At 58.5% G+C, this 15427-nt stretch carries 17 protein-coding genes; 2 read left to right on the top strand and 15 right to left on the bottom strand.

Features of this window, described 5'->3' with window-relative positions; translation table 11 throughout:
• Positions 1-12: 12 nt before the first annotated feature.
• Complete coding sequence (locus EAO39_RS07400) at positions 13-747, bottom strand: SDR family oxidoreductase (protein ID WP_120966828.1); 735 nt, start codon at positions 745-747, stop codon at positions 13-15.
• 720 nt (positions 748-1467) lie between these two features.
• On the opposite strand from EAO39_RS07400, the gene EAO39_RS07390 reads away from it, so the two are divergent.
• Positions 1468-1677 (top strand): hypothetical protein, encoded by a 210-nt coding sequence (locus EAO39_RS07390; protein WP_120966826.1) that lies wholly within the window; start codon positions 1468-1470, stop codon positions 1675-1677.
• A 64-nt stretch (positions 1678-1741) separates the two neighbouring features.
• On the opposite strand, the gene EAO39_RS07385 is transcribed toward EAO39_RS07390, so the two are convergent.
• The 7 genes from EAO39_RS07385 to EAO39_RS07355 all read right to left on the bottom strand — a co-directional run bounded on the left by EAO39_RS07385 (position 1742) and on the right by EAO39_RS07355 (position 8874).
• Entirely contained in the window at positions 1742-2044 is a 303-nt protein-coding gene (locus EAO39_RS07385; RefSeq protein WP_120966825.1) for a hypothetical protein, read from the bottom strand.
• Complete coding sequence (locus tag EAO39_RS07380) at positions 2044-2439, bottom strand: hypothetical protein (RefSeq protein ID WP_120966824.1); 396 nt, start codon at positions 2437-2439, stop codon at positions 2044-2046. The genes EAO39_RS07385 and EAO39_RS07380 overlap by 1 nt, the downstream gene beginning before the upstream one ends.
• Positions 2436-2894 carry a D-Ala-D-Ala carboxypeptidase family metallohydrolase gene (locus tag EAO39_RS07375; RefSeq protein ID WP_120966823.1) on the bottom strand — a complete coding sequence of 153 codons (459 nt, stop codon included), beginning with the start codon at positions 2892-2894 and terminating at the stop codon, positions 2436-2438. Before EAO39_RS07375 ends, EAO39_RS07380 begins: the two co-directional genes overlap by 4 nt.
• A gap of 3 nt (positions 2895-2897) precedes the next feature.
• On the bottom strand, positions 2898-3191 hold the full coding sequence (locus tag EAO39_RS07370) for a hypothetical protein (RefSeq protein WP_045839860.1): 294 nt from the start codon (positions 3189-3191) through the stop codon (positions 2898-2900).
• Between the two features lie 2 nt (positions 3192-3193).
• Positions 3194-3592 carry a hypothetical protein gene (locus EAO39_RS07365; protein ID WP_230629866.1) on the bottom strand — a complete coding sequence of 133 codons (399 nt, stop codon included), beginning with the start codon at positions 3590-3592 and terminating at the stop codon, positions 3194-3196.
• 55 nt (positions 3593-3647) lie between these two features.
• Positions 3648-6107, bottom strand: a complete 2460-nt coding sequence (locus EAO39_RS07360; RefSeq protein WP_120966822.1) for a tail fiber domain-containing protein — start codon at positions 6105-6107, stop codon at positions 3648-3650.
• A gap of 82 nt (positions 6108-6189) precedes the next feature.
• Positions 6190-8874 carry a host specificity factor TipJ family phage tail protein gene (locus tag EAO39_RS07355; protein WP_240466917.1) on the bottom strand — a complete coding sequence of 895 codons (2685 nt, stop codon included), beginning with the start codon at positions 8872-8874 and terminating at the stop codon, positions 6190-6192.
• Between the two features lie 201 nt (positions 8875-9075).
• Here EAO39_RS07355 and EAO39_RS07350 point away from each other — a divergent pair, with 201 nt between their 5' ends.
• Positions 9076-9570 carry a hypothetical protein gene (locus EAO39_RS07350; RefSeq protein ID WP_120966821.1) on the top strand — a complete coding sequence of 165 codons (495 nt, stop codon included), beginning with the start codon at positions 9076-9078 and terminating at the stop codon, positions 9568-9570.
• Here EAO39_RS07350 and EAO39_RS07345 read toward each other — a convergent pair.
• The 7 genes from EAO39_RS07345 to EAO39_RS07310 form a co-directional block, all read right to left on the bottom strand.
• Complete coding sequence (locus tag EAO39_RS07345) at positions 9567-9962, bottom strand: C40 family peptidase (protein WP_240466916.1); 396 nt, start codon at positions 9960-9962, stop codon at positions 9567-9569. The two genes, EAO39_RS07350 and EAO39_RS07345, sit on opposite strands and share 4 nt — an antisense overlap.
• A complete protein-coding gene (locus EAO39_RS07340; protein WP_120966820.1) occupies positions 9959-10450 on the bottom strand; it encodes a DUF1833 family protein in 492 nt (163 codons plus the stop codon). Before EAO39_RS07340 ends, EAO39_RS07345 begins: the two co-directional genes overlap by 4 nt.
• A gap of 2 nt (positions 10451-10452) precedes the next feature.
• Positions 10453-10920, bottom strand: coding sequence for a hypothetical protein (locus tag EAO39_RS07335; protein WP_120966819.1), 468 nt, complete (start codon positions 10918-10920; stop codon positions 10453-10455).
• Positions 10921-13542, bottom strand: a complete 2622-nt coding sequence (locus tag EAO39_RS07330; protein WP_120966818.1) for a phage tail tape measure C-terminal domain-containing protein — start codon at positions 13540-13542, stop codon at positions 10921-10923. It abuts the gene before it with no gap.
• A gap of 60 nt (positions 13543-13602) precedes the next feature.
• Positions 13603-14235 carry a hypothetical protein gene (locus tag EAO39_RS07325; RefSeq protein ID WP_162989495.1) on the bottom strand — a complete coding sequence of 211 codons (633 nt, stop codon included), beginning with the start codon at positions 14233-14235 and terminating at the stop codon, positions 13603-13605.
• Positions 14236-14440: 205 nt separating this feature from the next.
• Positions 14441-14899 carry a phage tail assembly chaperone family protein, TAC gene (locus tag EAO39_RS07315; protein WP_120966816.1) on the bottom strand — a complete coding sequence of 153 codons (459 nt, stop codon included), beginning with the start codon at positions 14897-14899 and terminating at the stop codon, positions 14441-14443.
• The gene (locus tag EAO39_RS07310; protein ID WP_120966815.1) at positions 14896-15396 is read right to left on the bottom strand and encodes a phage tail tube protein; all 501 of its coding nucleotides are present in this window, start codon (positions 15394-15396) and stop codon (positions 14896-14898) included. The genes EAO39_RS07315 and EAO39_RS07310 overlap by 4 nt, the downstream gene beginning before the upstream one ends.
• Between the last annotated feature and the right edge of the window lie 31 nt (positions 15397-15427).

The following is a 15427-nucleotide window of genomic DNA, read 5'->3' as shown; positions in this document are numbered from 1 at the left end:
CTTCATCTCTCCTTACAGGAAGGCGCTGCCGCCGTTGACTGCCACGTTCTGACCGGTCACAAAGCTGCTGTCATCGCTGGCCAGGAACACTGCGACTTTGGCGATATCGTCTGGGTCGGCCATGCGGCCCATGGGAACGCCGGCGATGATGGCATCGGCCCATTCCTGAGGAATGCCTTGCATCATGGGCGTGTTGGTGGGGCCGGGAACCAGCGTGTTCACGCGGATACCCTTGGGAGCCAGCTCCTTGGCCATGCCGCGCGTCAAGCCCATCAGCGCTGCCTTGGATGCGCAGTAGTGCGCAGGGCCATCGCCGCTGATGGCCGAAGTGCTGGAGATGTTGACGATGGTGCCGCCGGTTTGGGTTTCCTGCATCAGCTTCACGGCCTGGCGGGCGCAGTAAAAAGCGCCGTTGAGGTTCACGCCGATCACTCGCGCCCAGGTTTCATCAGGAATGTCGGCAAACTGGTCTACCGAGCCCACACCGGCGTTGTTCACCAGCACGTCCACCTGACCAAAATCCTTTTTGATCTCGGCGAACAGCTTTTCGACTGCGCTGCTGTCGGCCACATTCACCGAACGGGCGGCATGCTTGCCGCTCTTGCCGTCCAGCGTCTGCTTTGCAGCCTCTTCGTTCAGGTCCACCGCCACCACGGTGGCACCTTCGTCAGCGAAACGTTGGGCAATTGCGCGGCCCATGCCTTGACCTGCACCTGTGACTACGGCCACTTTTCCAGCTAAACGCATACATGTCTCCTTGTTGATTTGCGATCGACGCATGGAGACAGCTTAGGAAAAGACGCAGGAATGCCCATCGTCCAATAAGACTAAGCAAAGTGATCTGTCACTACATGTATTTGCAGCCACAGGTCCCGCGCATGAACTCGCAACAAGAAAGACTCTGCAAACGAACAATGCAGAAATGAAAAAAGCCAGAACTCATAAGAGTTCTGGCTTGTTTTGGAGGCGCGAACCAGAGTCGAACTGGTCTAACCGGATTTGCAATCCTTGAATTCCCTTAATAATCAATATGTTATAGCGCAACCGCGCACACCCACACAAAGATCCACGCTCAAACCTACTCTACTGCACGGCACTCGCAGACCCATCGCAGCACATGGTTGGCGAAAGGTTTTTCAAATACTGTATAAATTAACAGTATGTGGTGCACTATCTATCAACTGTACGAAGACGGCCAGCGGCTGCCGCCTGAAATCGCGCAGGCGAACGGCGCGTATGGATGGCTGTATATGCATTCAAAGCTGCCCGGCACCGGCATGCCCAAGAACCAGGCGCACCTACTTCCAGAACCCGGCGCTCCTCCAGGCATTAAGGACGTCATCGAGGCACTGAACTGTTGCAATCTCGTGGCCATCGACAAGGGCAGCATGAGACTGAATGGCAGTCGCACGTACACGCAGAGTTTTATCAGGCAAGCATGGATATGCGTCCCAGGGGAGAAAAGTCATGCGACGTGAAGACGCGCGCAGCGCAATCATTGACCATTGGTACGCCTGGAGCGATCTGATGGCCGAATCGGACTATATGGCCATGGGCGTGGCCATGCACCTGTTTTATGAGTATCTGCAGTCCAAGCACCCCCAATGCCTGGACTTTCACAGTGCAGACGTGTACGCAGAAATGAAGGCCTGGATCTACGAGGACTGCGAGCCCTGACACAGCAGCCGCACAGCGCATAAACAAAAAAAGCCTCCCCGATGCCGAAGCACCGGGGAGGCTTTCATTTTTCATTGGCCACTTTGAGCGGCCGCTTGCAGTTGGCCAGGGCCGTCCGCAGCAGGATCTCATAGCCCTCGCGGCGCTCCAGCTCGGCGCCGGCGGCCTGGACGTACATGTCCACGTCAGCGCCGCCAGGCAGTTGCTCGGTCGGCATATTGGGTCGCTCAGGTTCGGGCTCATCGCAAGGAACCGGCATGGCGACCTTGACCTGCTGAATCTCAACCCTCGCCGGCGGCGCAGCACCGCAACCAGCCAGGAGGACAGCGGCCGCCAGCGCAGCTGAGAGTAGGGGTAGACGGCGCATTACTGACCTCCTGCAGACTGACGGGACGCCAGCAGCTCAGCCACTCGGGCTTGTGCGCTTGCGCATGCATCGCCAGGCACTGCGGCCGGCGTGCTGAGGATCTTGTCCGCGCGGGCCTTATGCCCAGCTGCTACCGCAGCCGCCTGTGCGCGGGCTTGGTCGCGCTCGCGCTTGAGACCTTCACCGACCAGCTGCAAGGCCTCGACGGCTTTTGTGCACACGTCTGCACTCCCACGCGCCAGCGACTCCTTTTCGCCGGCGTGATCGGCATCGGATCTGGCCAGGGTTGCCGCATCACGCTGCCCCACGTACATCCAGGCCAGACCCAAATTGCCCGCCAAGCTCAGCAGCAGCGCCAGGGCAAGCGCTGCAGCAATCTTTGCTGCGGTCGTCATACCGACTGAATCCCCACCATGGTGGTTTTGCCGTGGACCGTAATCACACGATTGACCGCCTGCAGGGGGATGCGCGTGGACAGGTGCACCCACTGCGCCCCGCCCACGCTTTCATAGATGATCTGCCCAATGCCCAGTGCACTGATCTGCGGTGCCAGAGCCTTGGCCACCTCATAGGGCGTCCCGTATGCCGGGATCTTCACATCAGCTGCCATGCCCTGCGCGTGGTCGCTCGATGTGACACCACCGACAGCCGCATTGACTTGGCGATTGCGATAGCCACTGGTGACGATGACGGCCTTGCCGCCAAGGAATGTGCGCACGCGCTCCAGCATCTGGGCCGTGCGGTGCAGTTGCTGCAGGGCATCAGCGGTCGGGGTGTTGTCCAGCCCGAGCTTGCGCGCGGTGCTGCTGGCCACCAGCTCGGCCAAGGTGAAATGTTCTGTCAACTTCATGGGTCAACCCTCCTTAAAACGGGTGCGAATGATGAGAAAAGTGAAGCCTGCGATGACGCAGACATCAGCAAGGGTTGGTGGTGTGGGCCGCAGCCATGGCGCCACCAGGGCGCCGGCACCGCCCAGAGCGAGCAGCGCCCAGGCGATGGCTTTGAGCCAGGCCACCAGGCGAGTGCGAGGAGCAAGCCCAGGCATACAGGGCGCGGTGCGCTCCAGCTTGTTGAGCGCCTCGGCCACGACGACCAGGCCGCAGAGCCAGTGCAGTACGCTGAGCAACGTAATCACGGGATAGAACATGGTCAGCCCCCTTCCGCTTGGCCCTGCTTGGGCAGGTACTTGCCAATGAACGACCGCAGAAAGCTCTGCGCGCCAGCCCCGACAATGCAAGCCATCGACAGCAGGACGGACTCAGGCACGTTGGCCACAAGTAGCACCAGCGGCGTGAGATAACCCGCCGTCAGGGAGCTGGCTCCGGCCACGGCCATGCGGCGAAAAGCCAAGCGCACCATGTCCCGCAAGGTGTCGTTGCTGCCTGGCACGGTGTTCAGCAAAATGATTGCGATCAGGCTGCCCAGAAAGCCGGCGAGCAGCACGTCAGCACGTAGCCCTAGCGGCACCCCAAATGCCGTGAGCACTTGCGTGGAGACTGCGGCGCCGATGATGGTCACTGCCGTCGTGGTCGATGCAGGTTCTGCCATTTGTTGCCCTCCCTCGGGCAGAAAAAAAGCCCGCACAGCGGGCTATCTGGTTGAGTTATTGAGGCAATGGTTCAAGGCCAGCGTGGTCTTCCAGGCGCTTCAATCGGTCACCCATTCGTAAATGCTCTGCTTCAAGTCGGCTGCATCGGCGACGCTGATACGCAGCCTCCAGAAAAAGGCATTGATCCGGACGGATACCCCAGCGATCTCCTGCTGCAAGAACCAAGCGCTGCTCACCTGTTTCATGCAGCTCTTCTTCTCCGGACTGGTTTAAGCGAGACTCCAGAACGGGCTCGTACTTATCAGTCCATGAGTCATAGCAGAGAAGCCCGTAGCGCGTTCCATCCAGCCCTCGGGCAATAAAAGCATCGCGCACTTGCTGTGCGATCAGGCCATAGTGCACGCGAGCAGAATCACCCTTTTCCGCAACCATGTGCAGCCATCGGTAGGCAATGAACTGAACATCGCCCCAAGCGTCCAGGACTCCATCAGAAATTTGCTCGGGCTCAGTCTTTTCTCGACTGTCTGATGTGTTGATGGTCCCCGTGCCGGCGTACAGCACCGAATAACGCAGACTTGGTTGGCCCAAAGCCACCGTGTTGTCCAGGCTTGTGACAATGCTGTCAGTGCCAAATTGAACCCATGCCGTTTTTGTCAGCCCCAAACGCAACCTATCGCTGCTATCAAAAGCAAGCGTCCTGTACTCGCCGTTCGATTTAAACAGCTTCACGCCAGCGGCGGAGCCACCTCCAATTGCGTGATAAATGTCTCCATCTCCTGTGAATCTGAATCTATCGGAGGAGAAAAGAGTACTGGCAGGCATTCCAGCATGCTTATACCTCCATTCAAATCGCCCAGACATCGTCCCGAAATACATTCCAAGCGCGGGAGCATGCAAGACATTGCTATTTGAGGATGCGTCTATAGATTCTCTTCCAGTTATATAGGAAGACTTCTCAAATATATCAACCCTACTCCCTGGGTGTTTGATTTCGACAAAGTTACGGACAGCCCCCACAGCAAACGTTACGAGATTATCTGCAGCGTAGTGCGCGAAAGTTGATGCGTAATTATTCTTTGCCAACGGTAAAAATCTGACAGGGTACGGAACATACGTCGAACCTCCCGGGGAGGTTCCTGACAACCCGCTAATCAAAACATCAGTAAATGCGTTATTTTCGCCATTGTTTGTAATTGCTCCGATTTGAGAACCCTCAGAACCGGAGCAATCAACAATCGCCCCATTAAACAAATTATTGTCTCCATCTCCAGCGTGGAGGCCGAAGGACGAAGGGCTTTTTGCAATGATATTGGAAAGTATATTGAGTGTCGGATTGTTCGATGTCTCTGATCCAAAAGTAACACCGTTGACGCATCCATCAGCGATAACTGATGAGACAACATTGTGAGTCGCATAATCCTTCAACTCCAAAGCACCAAACCTCCCAAATTCTTTTGCAAGAATGTTGGTAACGACAGAGTTACGGACCTTCGTCATCAAGACAAGGCATCCATCGCCATCGGCACCGCGGTTGTATGCCCCTCTAATATTTGAAACAATTATCCTCTCTTGAAAAGGGGCGGAGCTTGGATAGAACATCAGACCAGCGCCTTTACCTTCGGCCCCAAGTATCTCAATGTCTCTGAACGTCATATCAATTCCGTCTTCGACGGCGATATGATGGCCGCTAGCATTAGCATTACCGCCCTTGTTTGCACGTAAGCGAATATCAGAAATGCTGCTGTAATCTGCGTTTATCAGAGGAATAATATTTCCAGACGAATCCAATTTTTTTATTTCTGCATCGATTCCTCTGAGGCGAAGTTTTGATACTGAAGATGGATTTCCCAAATAGACTCCTTGTGTAAGAGTCACTGGATCATGAAATGCGCTGTTTAAGGCATCGGTATCTTCGGTTACACCGTCGCCTCTTGCACCTTTATCACGCGCCGACCGCACCTCTGAAAGCTTTTTATTCAAAGGCATTTGAACCGAGCCAGGACCTGGCGCTTGGTAGGTAACGCGCTCCGTGCCTGAGGCCGCCTCCAAGTCAAGGCGTAGCTGATCCAAATTAACTGCAAACTCAAGCAAGTCTCCAGTTCTTTTGAAATAGCGTGTCCGAGCTCCTTCTTGGGTCTCGTCATCGGAAACTTCGATCAATCCATCAACAGGGATGTTCGCAATGTCTGCCAGCGCTTTGGCATAGGTGTCATAGAACTTGATGGGACCGATGGCGCCTGCAGCAGCCTTGGCGTCATCTCGTGCCTGTTGAGATTCGTCGCGATACCCCCCGGCCTCTGCAGTTGCGACGTCTACAGCCTCGGCCACAGCCGTTGCAATGTCCAGATTCGCCTTCTTTTCAATCCCATGCCATGTCTTACGCGACTTCCCGAGGCGGTCGATCCATTCTTCCGCAGTCTGAGAGTTCGCCGCGCTGTCCATGTTCTGCGCGTTATCGAACAGGTCGCGTGGGTCTTGGCTACCCAGAGGATTGTGGGTGTTGTAAGTGGTCATGTGCCCTCACAGAAACAAAAAGCCCGCTGGGCGAACCATGCGGGCGGGTGATAAAGATCTCTGAGGCCAGGTGGCCGGCTACTCAAAGTGGCGGTGGCGCGTTGTCGTCGTCATCGAACAAGCGTGCGTCGTAGTTCACGCACTGCACGCTGGCTCCATCGGTACCGCTGGGGCTGACCTTCTTGACGATGGCCGGGAAGCTCCAGCGGGTGACCGGCCCGAAATACACGTGCGGCGGCTCCGGCAGCTTGATCTGCGGCCACTCCCCAACCGGGATCGGGGCCAGCACTTCATAGGCGCTTGCCCCTTGAGCTGCCGGCCATGGACCGGCCAGCGTGCCGTCAGGCCTGCGAAACGCCACGACATACGGATCTGCACCATCCCAGCGCAGCGGCTCTGTCACCTCCAGCCGGGCCTGGCCACTGGCATTGCTGATGCCAGTGAGCAGGGCCGATTGGCCGAAGCCAGGGATGTCATCCACCAGGCTGACAAAGTCGCCGTAGCTGTTGTTCAGCGCGTCCAGCTCCGTGGTGAAGGTGTACGTCCAGCGCTCATACCGCTGCTGCCGGGCACGGCGCATGCCGATGCGCCAGGCGCGCGTGCGGTCTGTCACCCCCAGTACCTTGAGCTTTTCCAGCTTGATGCCCAGCGAGCCAGGCAGCACACAGTTCACCGTCTTGGTGTTCCAGTTGTCGCCGGCGTCGCTGAACTCCACCTCCACGCCATCGTTGTCGTCGGGCCGGATGCCGCTGAATGACCGCGCAATGCCCTCCGTGGTGTTCTGCGCGCTGTAGGCATGGCCGTCTTCGAACGTACGCACACCCGCGCGCACAGAGCGCAGCAGGCCGTCATCAATCGTCAGCTCGGACATGCCTGCGGCCAGCACTGCCTGCAGGGCGGCGAGCACCGTGGTTTCGTCAAACACATGGTCTGCCGTTTCACCACGAGCCATCCAGATGCCATGCAGGTGCTGCAGCTTGGCCATGTCGATGCTGTCCAGGCCATAGCCCACCGTGCTGCTGATGTGCCGCAGAGCGGCCGAGATATCCCGTGTAGGCTGATCTGCGCTCCAGGAGCCATCGCCCTGCAGCACGGGCAGCATGCGCGTGGCCACCAGGTTGACCTGGTTCTCCGACCTGGCTGCGATCTGCCCCAGGCCCCGCACACGCACGCTCAGCGTGGTCCAGTCCGGGTAGCTGGTGCGCGTTGGCAGCCGCGTGCGCATGGCGTACCACTGCACCTCATCGTGCACCTGCGTGCTGGTGCTCTTGGCCCCCCTGCGTCGCACCCGCACCTGCGGCCGCATGGCATAGGGCAAGGCGATACGCTCGGTGAAACCGATCTGATCCATGGTGGCATCGGTGTACCACTTGACCACGCTCTGCCAGGCGCCGCCGGCGGCGTAGTCCCGGTACTGGATCTCCACCCCCACGGATCTGCCCTGCACCTCCCCCTTGTCGGAGACATAGCAAAGGCCCTGGCTGAAGAAGATGTCCACCTCCAGCGTGCTGCTGACCTCGGCGGCCGGGCAGCTTACAAAGGGGCCCGCCTGCTCACCGTAGACGGTAGCTGCCTGCACGGTAAAGCTGGCCTTAGCCGCCGACACGGTGCGCGGCGCAAAGCCCGCCCAGCTGCCGCCCTCGCTGGGAGCCACCGTCAGCACCTGGCCGGCCACTGACGAAGCCGTGTAGGTACGCCCCGCACGGCACACGGCCAGTGATATGACCCCATCGGGCAGGCCGCTGATGAGCCTATAGGTGAAGCCCCCGTCACCGTCGCTGACAGGCTCAGCCAGGGTGATCATGTTGCCGGCCACGGACTCCACCCGCAGCGAGCCCGTCAGCGCACCCGAAGCCGTGAGCAGCATCCACAGAGATGGCGCAATCTCTCGCCAGTCAGCAGTGAAGGTATTGTAGGAGCCGCCCTCCTCGCCCGTCATCAGCACCGTGGCGACCGTCACGTCCTGCTCAAACATCAGCGACATGGCGGTGCCAGAGCCCCAGGCATTGGGCCAATCCACATCAGCAGTGATCTGCGCGCCGTTGAGCGCATAGCTCCCTGCCGTGGGATTGACGTTGCCCGAGTCAATGGCGCTCAGCTCAAGCCCCGCCGTGCCGGCGCTGGTGCCACCCACCTCCGGGCAGCTGTACCAGTTTTCATGCTGGGTGATGCCGCCGATATCGGCGCCAGGACCGTGCACGGTGAACTCAGCGCCCTCCAGCGTGCTCAGCGGCGTATTGCCAATCTTGACCGTGGCCGGGTCGATCTGGTACTGGCCGGGGCCGACACATAGCAGCATCTCCAGCCACTGCTCGCGCGGCGTGCTGAAATAGCGGCGCGGCGGGGTCAGATAGTCGGGGTAGCGGATGAACTGGCCCAGCAGCTCGGGCACCACACCATTGAGCTTTGCCGTGTTGGCCTTACCCTCGGCCGAACTCAGCTGCTTGCCCTGCGGCGTGTCGTAGCGCTGATTGCTGGTGGACGGGAGCAGCCAGCCAAAGAAGAAGTTGAAAATGCTGCCAACCAGCTTGAAGACGCCGCCGTGAGGGATGGGGCGGATATCCACCTGGTCTTCATTGCTGATCACCGTCTCGGCCCAAGCATCCACCGGCAGCAGCACGCCATTGAGGTGCAGCGTGATGGGCTGGATCTCGCGCGCCGCATAGTCAATGCCCACCGCCGCAAACCAGCCCGCAATCGTGCCTGCCCAGGGGTGGGACTCCACAGGCTGGCTCGGCATCTGTCCGGGGTAAATATTGATCGTCATAAAAAAACCCGCGTGTAGCGGGCCTGAAGTCGGTTGAGAGCGGCTAAACATATGGCAATGGATTAGCCTTTAGAAATTCCTGTGCTCAAAAAGAGTATCTGAACTCATATGAAGATGGCAAACTGCACGTAGCTCTAACCACACCTCCCACTGAAGAACATGGCTCAAATTTTTGCCAAATGCAATCAATGCACATCGATCATGGAAACCAACAATGCGTTTGGAGGAGATGGTGGCAGCGTCATCAACATGGCCGGCTGCATCGTTGGCAAATGCCAATGCGGCGGAAATTTTGTAGTCCTCAATGAAGAGTATGTTTTTCACAATGATGTAGCGACCGTAACCAAGGGGTCAATCGAAGACCGGGAACTCTTGGCAAGATTGCTGCAAGTGGTCCGAGAATCGGTTGCCGCTGGCGAAACGCCAGAACAGACAGTTGAAAGAGCAGCAGAGTTTCTGCCTTGGTTACGCGGTAAATTATCTCAACCAGTCGTTATATTCGCGATCAGTTGGCTAACTCAATATGCTGGAAATAAGGCGCTAGATTCTGTTGTAGACCCTTACATCAAGAAGCCCGACATAACAATTGAGCAGATTGAACGATCTCTACGGAATGCGGTTGAAGAAGCGATCCGCAACGGATCGCTCCAGCTTAAACAAACCGAAAGCCCCAAGAACCCGAGCGTTCGAACTTAGCGTTCAGCTTGGTCATAAAACAAAACCCGCGTGTAGCGGGCCTGAAATCGGTTGAGAGCAGTCAGACATGGCCCATCAGGCTCATCGGTTTCGAGTATTCGCAGCTGGCCGTCCACCTCGACCACCAGCCCCACATGCACGCACAGACTGGCCCTCCAGGCCGTGGCAACCGCGCCCACCCGAGGGCTGCACTGCGCGAAGCCATGTAAGGCTATGACCTGGTCGACCGCCCGCGTGATGTTGCGCAGCTCACCCGGTCGGGCATCCTGAAGGGTCGGCAGCAAGGCCCGGCCAAACAGGGCCGAGCGCGCATCGCGCACCAGGCCCCAGCAGTCGTAGTCCACAGGGCCGCGCCCGCCGCGCACATAGCGCGTCCGCAGGAACTGCCTCATTGGTACTTGACCCCAGGGGCCTTGTCCGCCGTGTAGCGATCACGCGGCCAGGCCAGATTGAGCAGATCGAAGTAACTGCCCTCGACCTGCAGGACGTTGCTATTCAGATCGCCCCCCTGGATCAGCATGCGCTTCGGTGCGGCCGCCGGCGCCGACGTGTCGTCCGACACATACTCGCGGTAGACCACATACGAAGGCTGGCCAGAGTCGAGCGCGTCGCTGATCAGGCGATGCGCCCGACCATCGACCACCCCCAGACCAAAGCGCAGGGACTGGTTTCCGACGGTGCTGCGCTCCGGCAGGGAGATCTCCAGGCCGCAGGCCTCGAAGAGCTGCGGCACACCGTCCACCCCCAGCGTGAGGTCTTCATAGCTGTGGGCAAGGCGTATGTGCTCGCCACCCGGCAGCTCGATGTCCAGCGTACAGATGCGCACGGTCGTCACATCGTCGCCGGCATAGAGCAGCTTCAAGGCTGTACTGGTTGCCATGTCTACCCCTCCGGCCATTCTTGATTCACCGCCCGGTCGATGACGCTGGAGCCGATCACCAGCTCCGGCAGCAAACCCCAGCCAGGCGGCAGCAGCGGCCGCGCCCACACCTCAATCGAAGCGGAGATCTGCCAGCGGCCGATCCCTACCAGGTCAGGGCCCTCATAGATGTCCATGAATCGGCAAAGCAGCTTTCCCGAACCCATGGGAGTCCTGAGCGGCATGTTGAACCACTCCACGCCATCGACCAGCTTCTCGGCAAACCATGCCTCGAAAGCCTGCGCTTGCGCCTGCGTCATCAGCCATGCACACGTGTGCACACTGGGCACGCTGGTGAATTTGCGGCGCTGACGCGCCCTGCCCGAGGCCATGCTGGTGCGCAACAAGGGGCTGGCGTGCCGAGTCGTATGCCCTTCACGCAGCACGCAGGGGAACCCCTGCGGCCAGTCAATGTTTGAAGTGAGTGCCATCTATCGTCCTCGGCGCGTCAGCCCGTAAGTTGTCTCCAGCGCAAGCGCTTCCTCGCCGCCGTTGCGGATATTGCGAACAAACACGTTCGTGGTGTAGCTGCCATCAGCGTTTTGCGTCTGCTCGATCTGGCCGGCCTTGCTGGCGTCCTCGATGACATTGACGATGGGTGCGCTGCCTGCAAGCTGTGCGGCATAGTCAGCACGCGTTGCTATACGCGGCGCACCGACAACGCCCCCATTGGCATAGCCCGGCATGCTGTGCAGGCCCCGCCGGAATGCCTCGAACGCTGCAGGCCCACCAAGCGCGGCCATGTCGTCCTGGTTAAGGACGCCCTCGCCCGCATGCACCCAGCCCGCGATCTGCAGCCGTGCACCAGGGCCGGTATAGCCACCCTGGTCAAAGCCGGGGATCATTGCCAGACCTTGGCTCAGGGCCACCGTACTGGCAATGCCCGCACTGGCAGGCGCCGCATTTGCTCCAAACGATGCGAGCGAAGCCATGGCAGCAGCAGGCGCCCAAGCTGCAGCAGTCGCAGCACCAGCTGCCACAGAAGTGGCTACGCCGGCCGCCTGCAACGTATCGCCAAGCAGCTTATTGGCCACCATCTGGATACCCATGCGGATCAGCATGCGCAGCACTTCTTCGCCAATAGAAGCGAACAAGCTCCCCACATCCATCTTGCCGGTCTTAACGAAGTTGACCAGCATGTCCTCCATGCCAGTGAAGGCCCTGGACGCGATGCCCTGCGCCTGCGAGTACATGTCGCGGGCGTTTTCCAGATACGTCGCCAGGCCCGACTGAGCGCCGAGCAGCCAATTGCCTTCGCGCTCGCGCTTTTGCTGCAGAAAGTCGTCATACAGCTGCAGCTCCTGCTGCTGGGCGGTCTGCGTGATCCGAATGCGCTCAGCAAACGCTGCCTGGATGCGTTGACGCTCTTTCTCAGTGTCTGCACCGATGACTGCGCTGGCCTGATCCTGCTGCAGCTTTCTCAGCTCAGCCTGGTGCTGCTGCATCAGCGAGATCTTTTCGCGCAGCTCTGCGGCAGACTTATCGCCCATCCCGTAGGTCAGAAGCTCCAACTGCAGTTGCTGCTCTTTGGCGATCAGACGGTTCTGCGCCTCATAGAGCACATTGCTGCGCTCCACTTCGACCGCACGCTGGCGCTCTGCCTCCTTGGACATATCGATGGCCGTTGCAAGGCCAGTCGCTTTGTTGAGCTGAGACTCTGAGAGCTTCAAGCTTTTGCTTTGGATATCGTAGAAGAGCTGCTCGTATGCCGATCTCTCCTCAATCTTGAAAGCCTGATCTCGCAAGGACTGCAAGAACTTGTCTGCGGCCTCCTGATCTTTTTCGGCTTGGGACTTGCCTTTGCCTCCATCAGGTTTCGGCGGCGTTACCGGGGAGTAGGGCCCTTTGGGCTTCGGAGGCTCCGGGAGCTCAACCTTAGGGACTTGAACATCCTTTTGATTTGCCCAGTTCTTTAGGGCATCCGATGCATCCACTGCCGCGTTCTGCGCCTGAAAAAGCAGATCGCGCGTCTTGCTTACATTACGCTGAAGCCGCGCATTCCCCGGATCTCTGCTGAGAGCTTCCTGGTGACGCTCCAGTGTCCCGGTCAAACGTTCGACATGGGCTGAGGCCTCCGATGCGGAAGCCTTCATCTTGCCGAAGTCATCCGTCCCGAGAAATGCACCAAGCTTGTTCTTCGTGTTGATGAAAGCAACGATGTTGGCGGAAGCCTTCACAAGCACGCTGGTCAGATCAACAACCCAGCTCATAAGCGTTGCAAAGGCTTGCCGCGTGTTTTCATCGGCCAGCTGACTATTTAGCTGAGTAAGGGAGGGAAGCACCTCCACAGCCACCGCATTTTTGATCCCCTGCAGATTGGCTTCAAGCTTTCGCGTTTCATCACGATATGCAGCACTGGCCTTCAGCGCGTCCTTATCGAGTACGAGGCCATATTTCTGCGCTTCGGCTGCTAACTCATTCCAGGCCTTGCCGTTGTTTTGCAGCAAAGGCTGCAAGGCCGTTGCATCATTCGCCACAGCCTCCAGGTAGAAAACCATGTCCTGCTGGGACAGATTGGCCTTGGACAAACTGTTGTAGTACAGCTGCAAGGCATCAGCACCGGAGAGTTTGCGGAACTGGTCGATAGTCACACCGACCTTGGGAGCGATCTTCTCGAAGAAGTCTTTCATCTCGCCGCCGCCGGTCTGTGCAAAATCGCCAAACTTGTCCTGCACATCCTTGAAGATGTCGGCCATTTTCTCGCCGCTAACGCCAACCTGCTGGGCACCATAAGCCAACTCTTGAAAGCGAGTGGTAGACGTTCCAGAGATACGTGACAGCGTCTCGACTTCTTTGGCAGCATTGGCCGTTTCCTTGGCCAGGTTGACTACCCCTTGCACCGCCCCCGTCACGCTGATTCCCGCGATGGTTGCAGTGAGTACCGTGCCGATACCGGTCCAAGCCTTTTCCACGCTTTGCGCCCGAGCCTTGAGCTTTTGCTCCATCTCTCGGGACTTGCGATCTGCGGCGCGCTCAGCATCGGTCATGCCTTTGACAAAGCCACCGATTTTGGCGATCAGATCGATTGTCAGTGTGCCAAGTTGCCGTGCCATGTTTCAAGCGCCCATAAAAAAACCGCCCGAAGGCGGCAGCACGATCAGTGCAATGGATAGTTAAATGTTCAGTCCCAACGATTGAACGCCATTGATGAATGACTGGTCAATTTCAGCCTGACCAGCAGTGGAAGCACTCTGATTGATGCCAACAACTCGGAAAATGATGCGCTTACCCGCCAGCATCTGACCAACCAGTTGCTTGGCTTTGTCTCCAGTCACAGCAGTGAACGGCGACATTGAGCGAGCAACCTGCTGCATGGACTGCTCAGTCAAAGCCTTGACCTGAGCATTCAGCTCTGGGGATACGCCAGGAACGGAAGCTCCAGCCGCCTGATTTGCCGGCGGCAGGAGATAGAGAGGTGTATCACTCGGGGTAATGGTCCACGCTGGCTGATCGTCCACACGGATCTGAACCGTTCCTGTCGGGATTGGCTGCCTGCCACCAGAACGAAGGCCGACAAACAACTCCCCGTTGTAGGTGCCTACAAACGGGTAGTAGCGAAAATTGCGCGTGATGATTCCGCTGCTGGTGCTGTAGTCACCAAAGGTCACCATCTTTGTGATGGAGTCATTGAACGCGTCACGCTGCTGAGTCACGACCCACTGCGGCCCAGAAAAGCCTACACCTTCTGTCGTGGCACAACCTGCCAGCGCCAATGCTAGTAAGCCAGCACATGCTATCAGTCTCATAGCCCCTCCTCGAAACGGCTAATCCTACTTCACAACATGCGCATGGCCTCCTCAAGGGTAAGCACCGCGTCATTCGCTGATCTCTGACCCCATTGAGGCAGGAAGTCAGCGAATCGGGGCGCCTTGCTGCCCCGCTTGCGGGGCACGGTGCTGCTGACAGTGAGCGACACCGTGGCCCCTGCATTGGCAATGTGCTTGGCAAGAGTCAAGGGGCCGTGGAGCCGCCGGTACTCTTGCCACGCGAGGACTTCTTCGTAGCTGAGGTTCGCCTTGGCTTGCGCAACTGTCCAGCCGCCGATGCCTGCGAGGACGAGCTCGTGGAGGAATTCATCGGCGGCTGAGAGTTTTTTGGGGCATTGACCTCATTAATGGCGATCACCATGGCCCAAGCCAGCGATGGCCAAAGGTTGTATGCCTGGTCATAGGTCAGCTGCTCAGAGGGCTTTTCAATGCCCAAGCGGACAGAGAGGCTGATCATCTTGGCCCCCTGACTGCGGTCAGGCTCCCCTTTGCCTGAGAAACTTTCCATCACGCCGAAGGGCTGACGCACGACCCAAATATGGTCGATGTGGATCGTGCCGTCCTTATCCAGCCACTTGATTTCCTTGTGGACGGGCGCAGAATCGACAAAGCCACCACGGTTCATCAAGTCCTGAATATTCATGGTGCGCGGCCCTTCACCAGCCATTCAGCCGCAGTGGAGCGCTTGATCTTGACAGAGCCCTGCACGGGCGCCCCGCCCGCTTCAAAGCCCGCGAAGTTCATGCCCGAGATATGGCCGCGCCAGGTACTCCAGGTACGCGTCTCAGGCAGCTCCCAGTCTTCATTAGCAGCTGCAGGGGCGGTGGGATCGATGTCCACGCCGTCGCCCCAGCCCATGGCCCAGAGCACTTTGGTGCGCGCCTTGTACAGGGACCAGAGCTTGACATGGCCCGGATCAGCGGGATCGATGCGCACCGTGAACGTGGCATCGCCAGGGGTGATCAACCCGGGAAAGGTGGATTTCGACTCCATCTCTTCCAGGCAAGTGTCATCGTGCTCGTCACGCTCGTCCTCGCCGGTATCGACGGTCAGCGCGCAAGCGACTTTGATAACTTCAGCAGCGCCTGCGTCTTTTGGCATGAGCGCATAGAGCTGCGTGCCTTGGGGCAACATAGGCATGGCGGTTCCTTTCGGTGGTTTCCGCGCGTGG

The organism is Comamonas sp. lk (genome assembly GCF_900564145.1).
Classification (GTDB): domain Bacteria; phylum Pseudomonadota; class Gammaproteobacteria; order Burkholderiales; family Burkholderiaceae_C; genus Comamonas.
This window is presented reverse-complemented; position numbering and strand designations above follow the sequence as displayed.

What these genes read in the sequence shown, in the direction of transcription:
- EAO39_RS07400 (WP_120966828.1), bottom strand. Translation starts at nt 747, where the DNA reads ATGCGTTTAGCTGGAAAAGTGGCCGTAGTCACAGGTGCAGGTCAAGGC.
- EAO39_RS07390 (WP_120966826.1), top strand. Translation starts at nt 1,468, where the DNA reads ATGCGACGTGAAGACGCGCGCAGCGCAATCATTGACCATTGGTACGCC.
- EAO39_RS07385 (WP_120966825.1), bottom strand. Translation starts at nt 2,044, where the DNA reads ATGCGCCGTCTACCCCTACTCTCAGCTGCGCTGGCGGCCGCTGTCCTC.
- EAO39_RS07380 (WP_120966824.1), bottom strand. Translation starts at nt 2,439, where the DNA reads ATGACGACCGCAGCAAAGATTGCTGCAGCGCTTGCCCTGGCGCTGCTG.
- EAO39_RS07375 (WP_120966823.1), bottom strand. Translation starts at nt 2,894, where the DNA reads ATGAAGTTGACAGAACATTTCACCTTGGCCGAGCTGGTGGCCAGCAGC.
- EAO39_RS07370 (WP_045839860.1), bottom strand. Translation starts at nt 3,191, where the DNA reads ATGTTCTATCCCGTGATTACGTTGCTCAGCGTACTGCACTGGCTCTGC.
- EAO39_RS07365 (WP_230629866.1), bottom strand. Translation starts at nt 3,592, where the DNA reads ATGGCAGAACCTGCATCGACCACGACGGCAGTGACCATCATCGGCGCC.
- EAO39_RS07360 (WP_120966822.1), bottom strand. Translation starts at nt 6,107, where the DNA reads ATGACCACTTACAACACCCACAATCCTCTGGGTAGCCAAGACCCACGC.
- EAO39_RS07355 (WP_240466917.1), bottom strand. Translation starts at nt 8,874, where the DNA reads ATGACGATCAATATTTACCCCGGACAGATGCCGAGCCAGCCTGTGGAG.
- EAO39_RS07350 (WP_120966821.1), top strand. Translation starts at nt 9,076, where the DNA reads ATGGAAACCAACAATGCGTTTGGAGGAGATGGTGGCAGCGTCATCAAC.
- EAO39_RS07345 (WP_240466916.1), bottom strand. Translation starts at nt 9,962, where the DNA reads ATGAGGCAGTTCCTGCGGACGCGCTATGTGCGCGGCGGGCGCGGCCCT.
- EAO39_RS07340 (WP_120966820.1), bottom strand. Translation starts at nt 10,450, where the DNA reads ATGGCAACCAGTACAGCCTTGAAGCTGCTCTATGCCGGCGACGATGTG.
- EAO39_RS07335 (WP_120966819.1), bottom strand. Translation starts at nt 10,920, where the DNA reads ATGGCACTCACTTCAAACATTGACTGGCCGCAGGGGTTCCCCTGCGTG.
- EAO39_RS07330 (WP_120966818.1), bottom strand. Translation starts at nt 13,542, where the DNA reads ATGGCACGGCAACTTGGCACACTGACAATCGATCTGATCGCCAAAATC.
- EAO39_RS07325 (WP_162989495.1), bottom strand. Translation starts at nt 14,235, where the DNA reads ATGAGACTGATAGCATGTGCTGGCTTACTAGCATTGGCGCTGGCAGGT.
- EAO39_RS07315 (WP_120966816.1), bottom strand. Translation starts at nt 14,899, where the DNA reads ATGAATATTCAGGACTTGATGAACCGTGGTGGCTTTGTCGATTCTGCG.
- EAO39_RS07310 (WP_120966815.1), bottom strand. Translation starts at nt 15,396, where the DNA reads ATGCCTATGTTGCCCCAAGGCACGCAGCTCTATGCGCTCATGCCAAAA.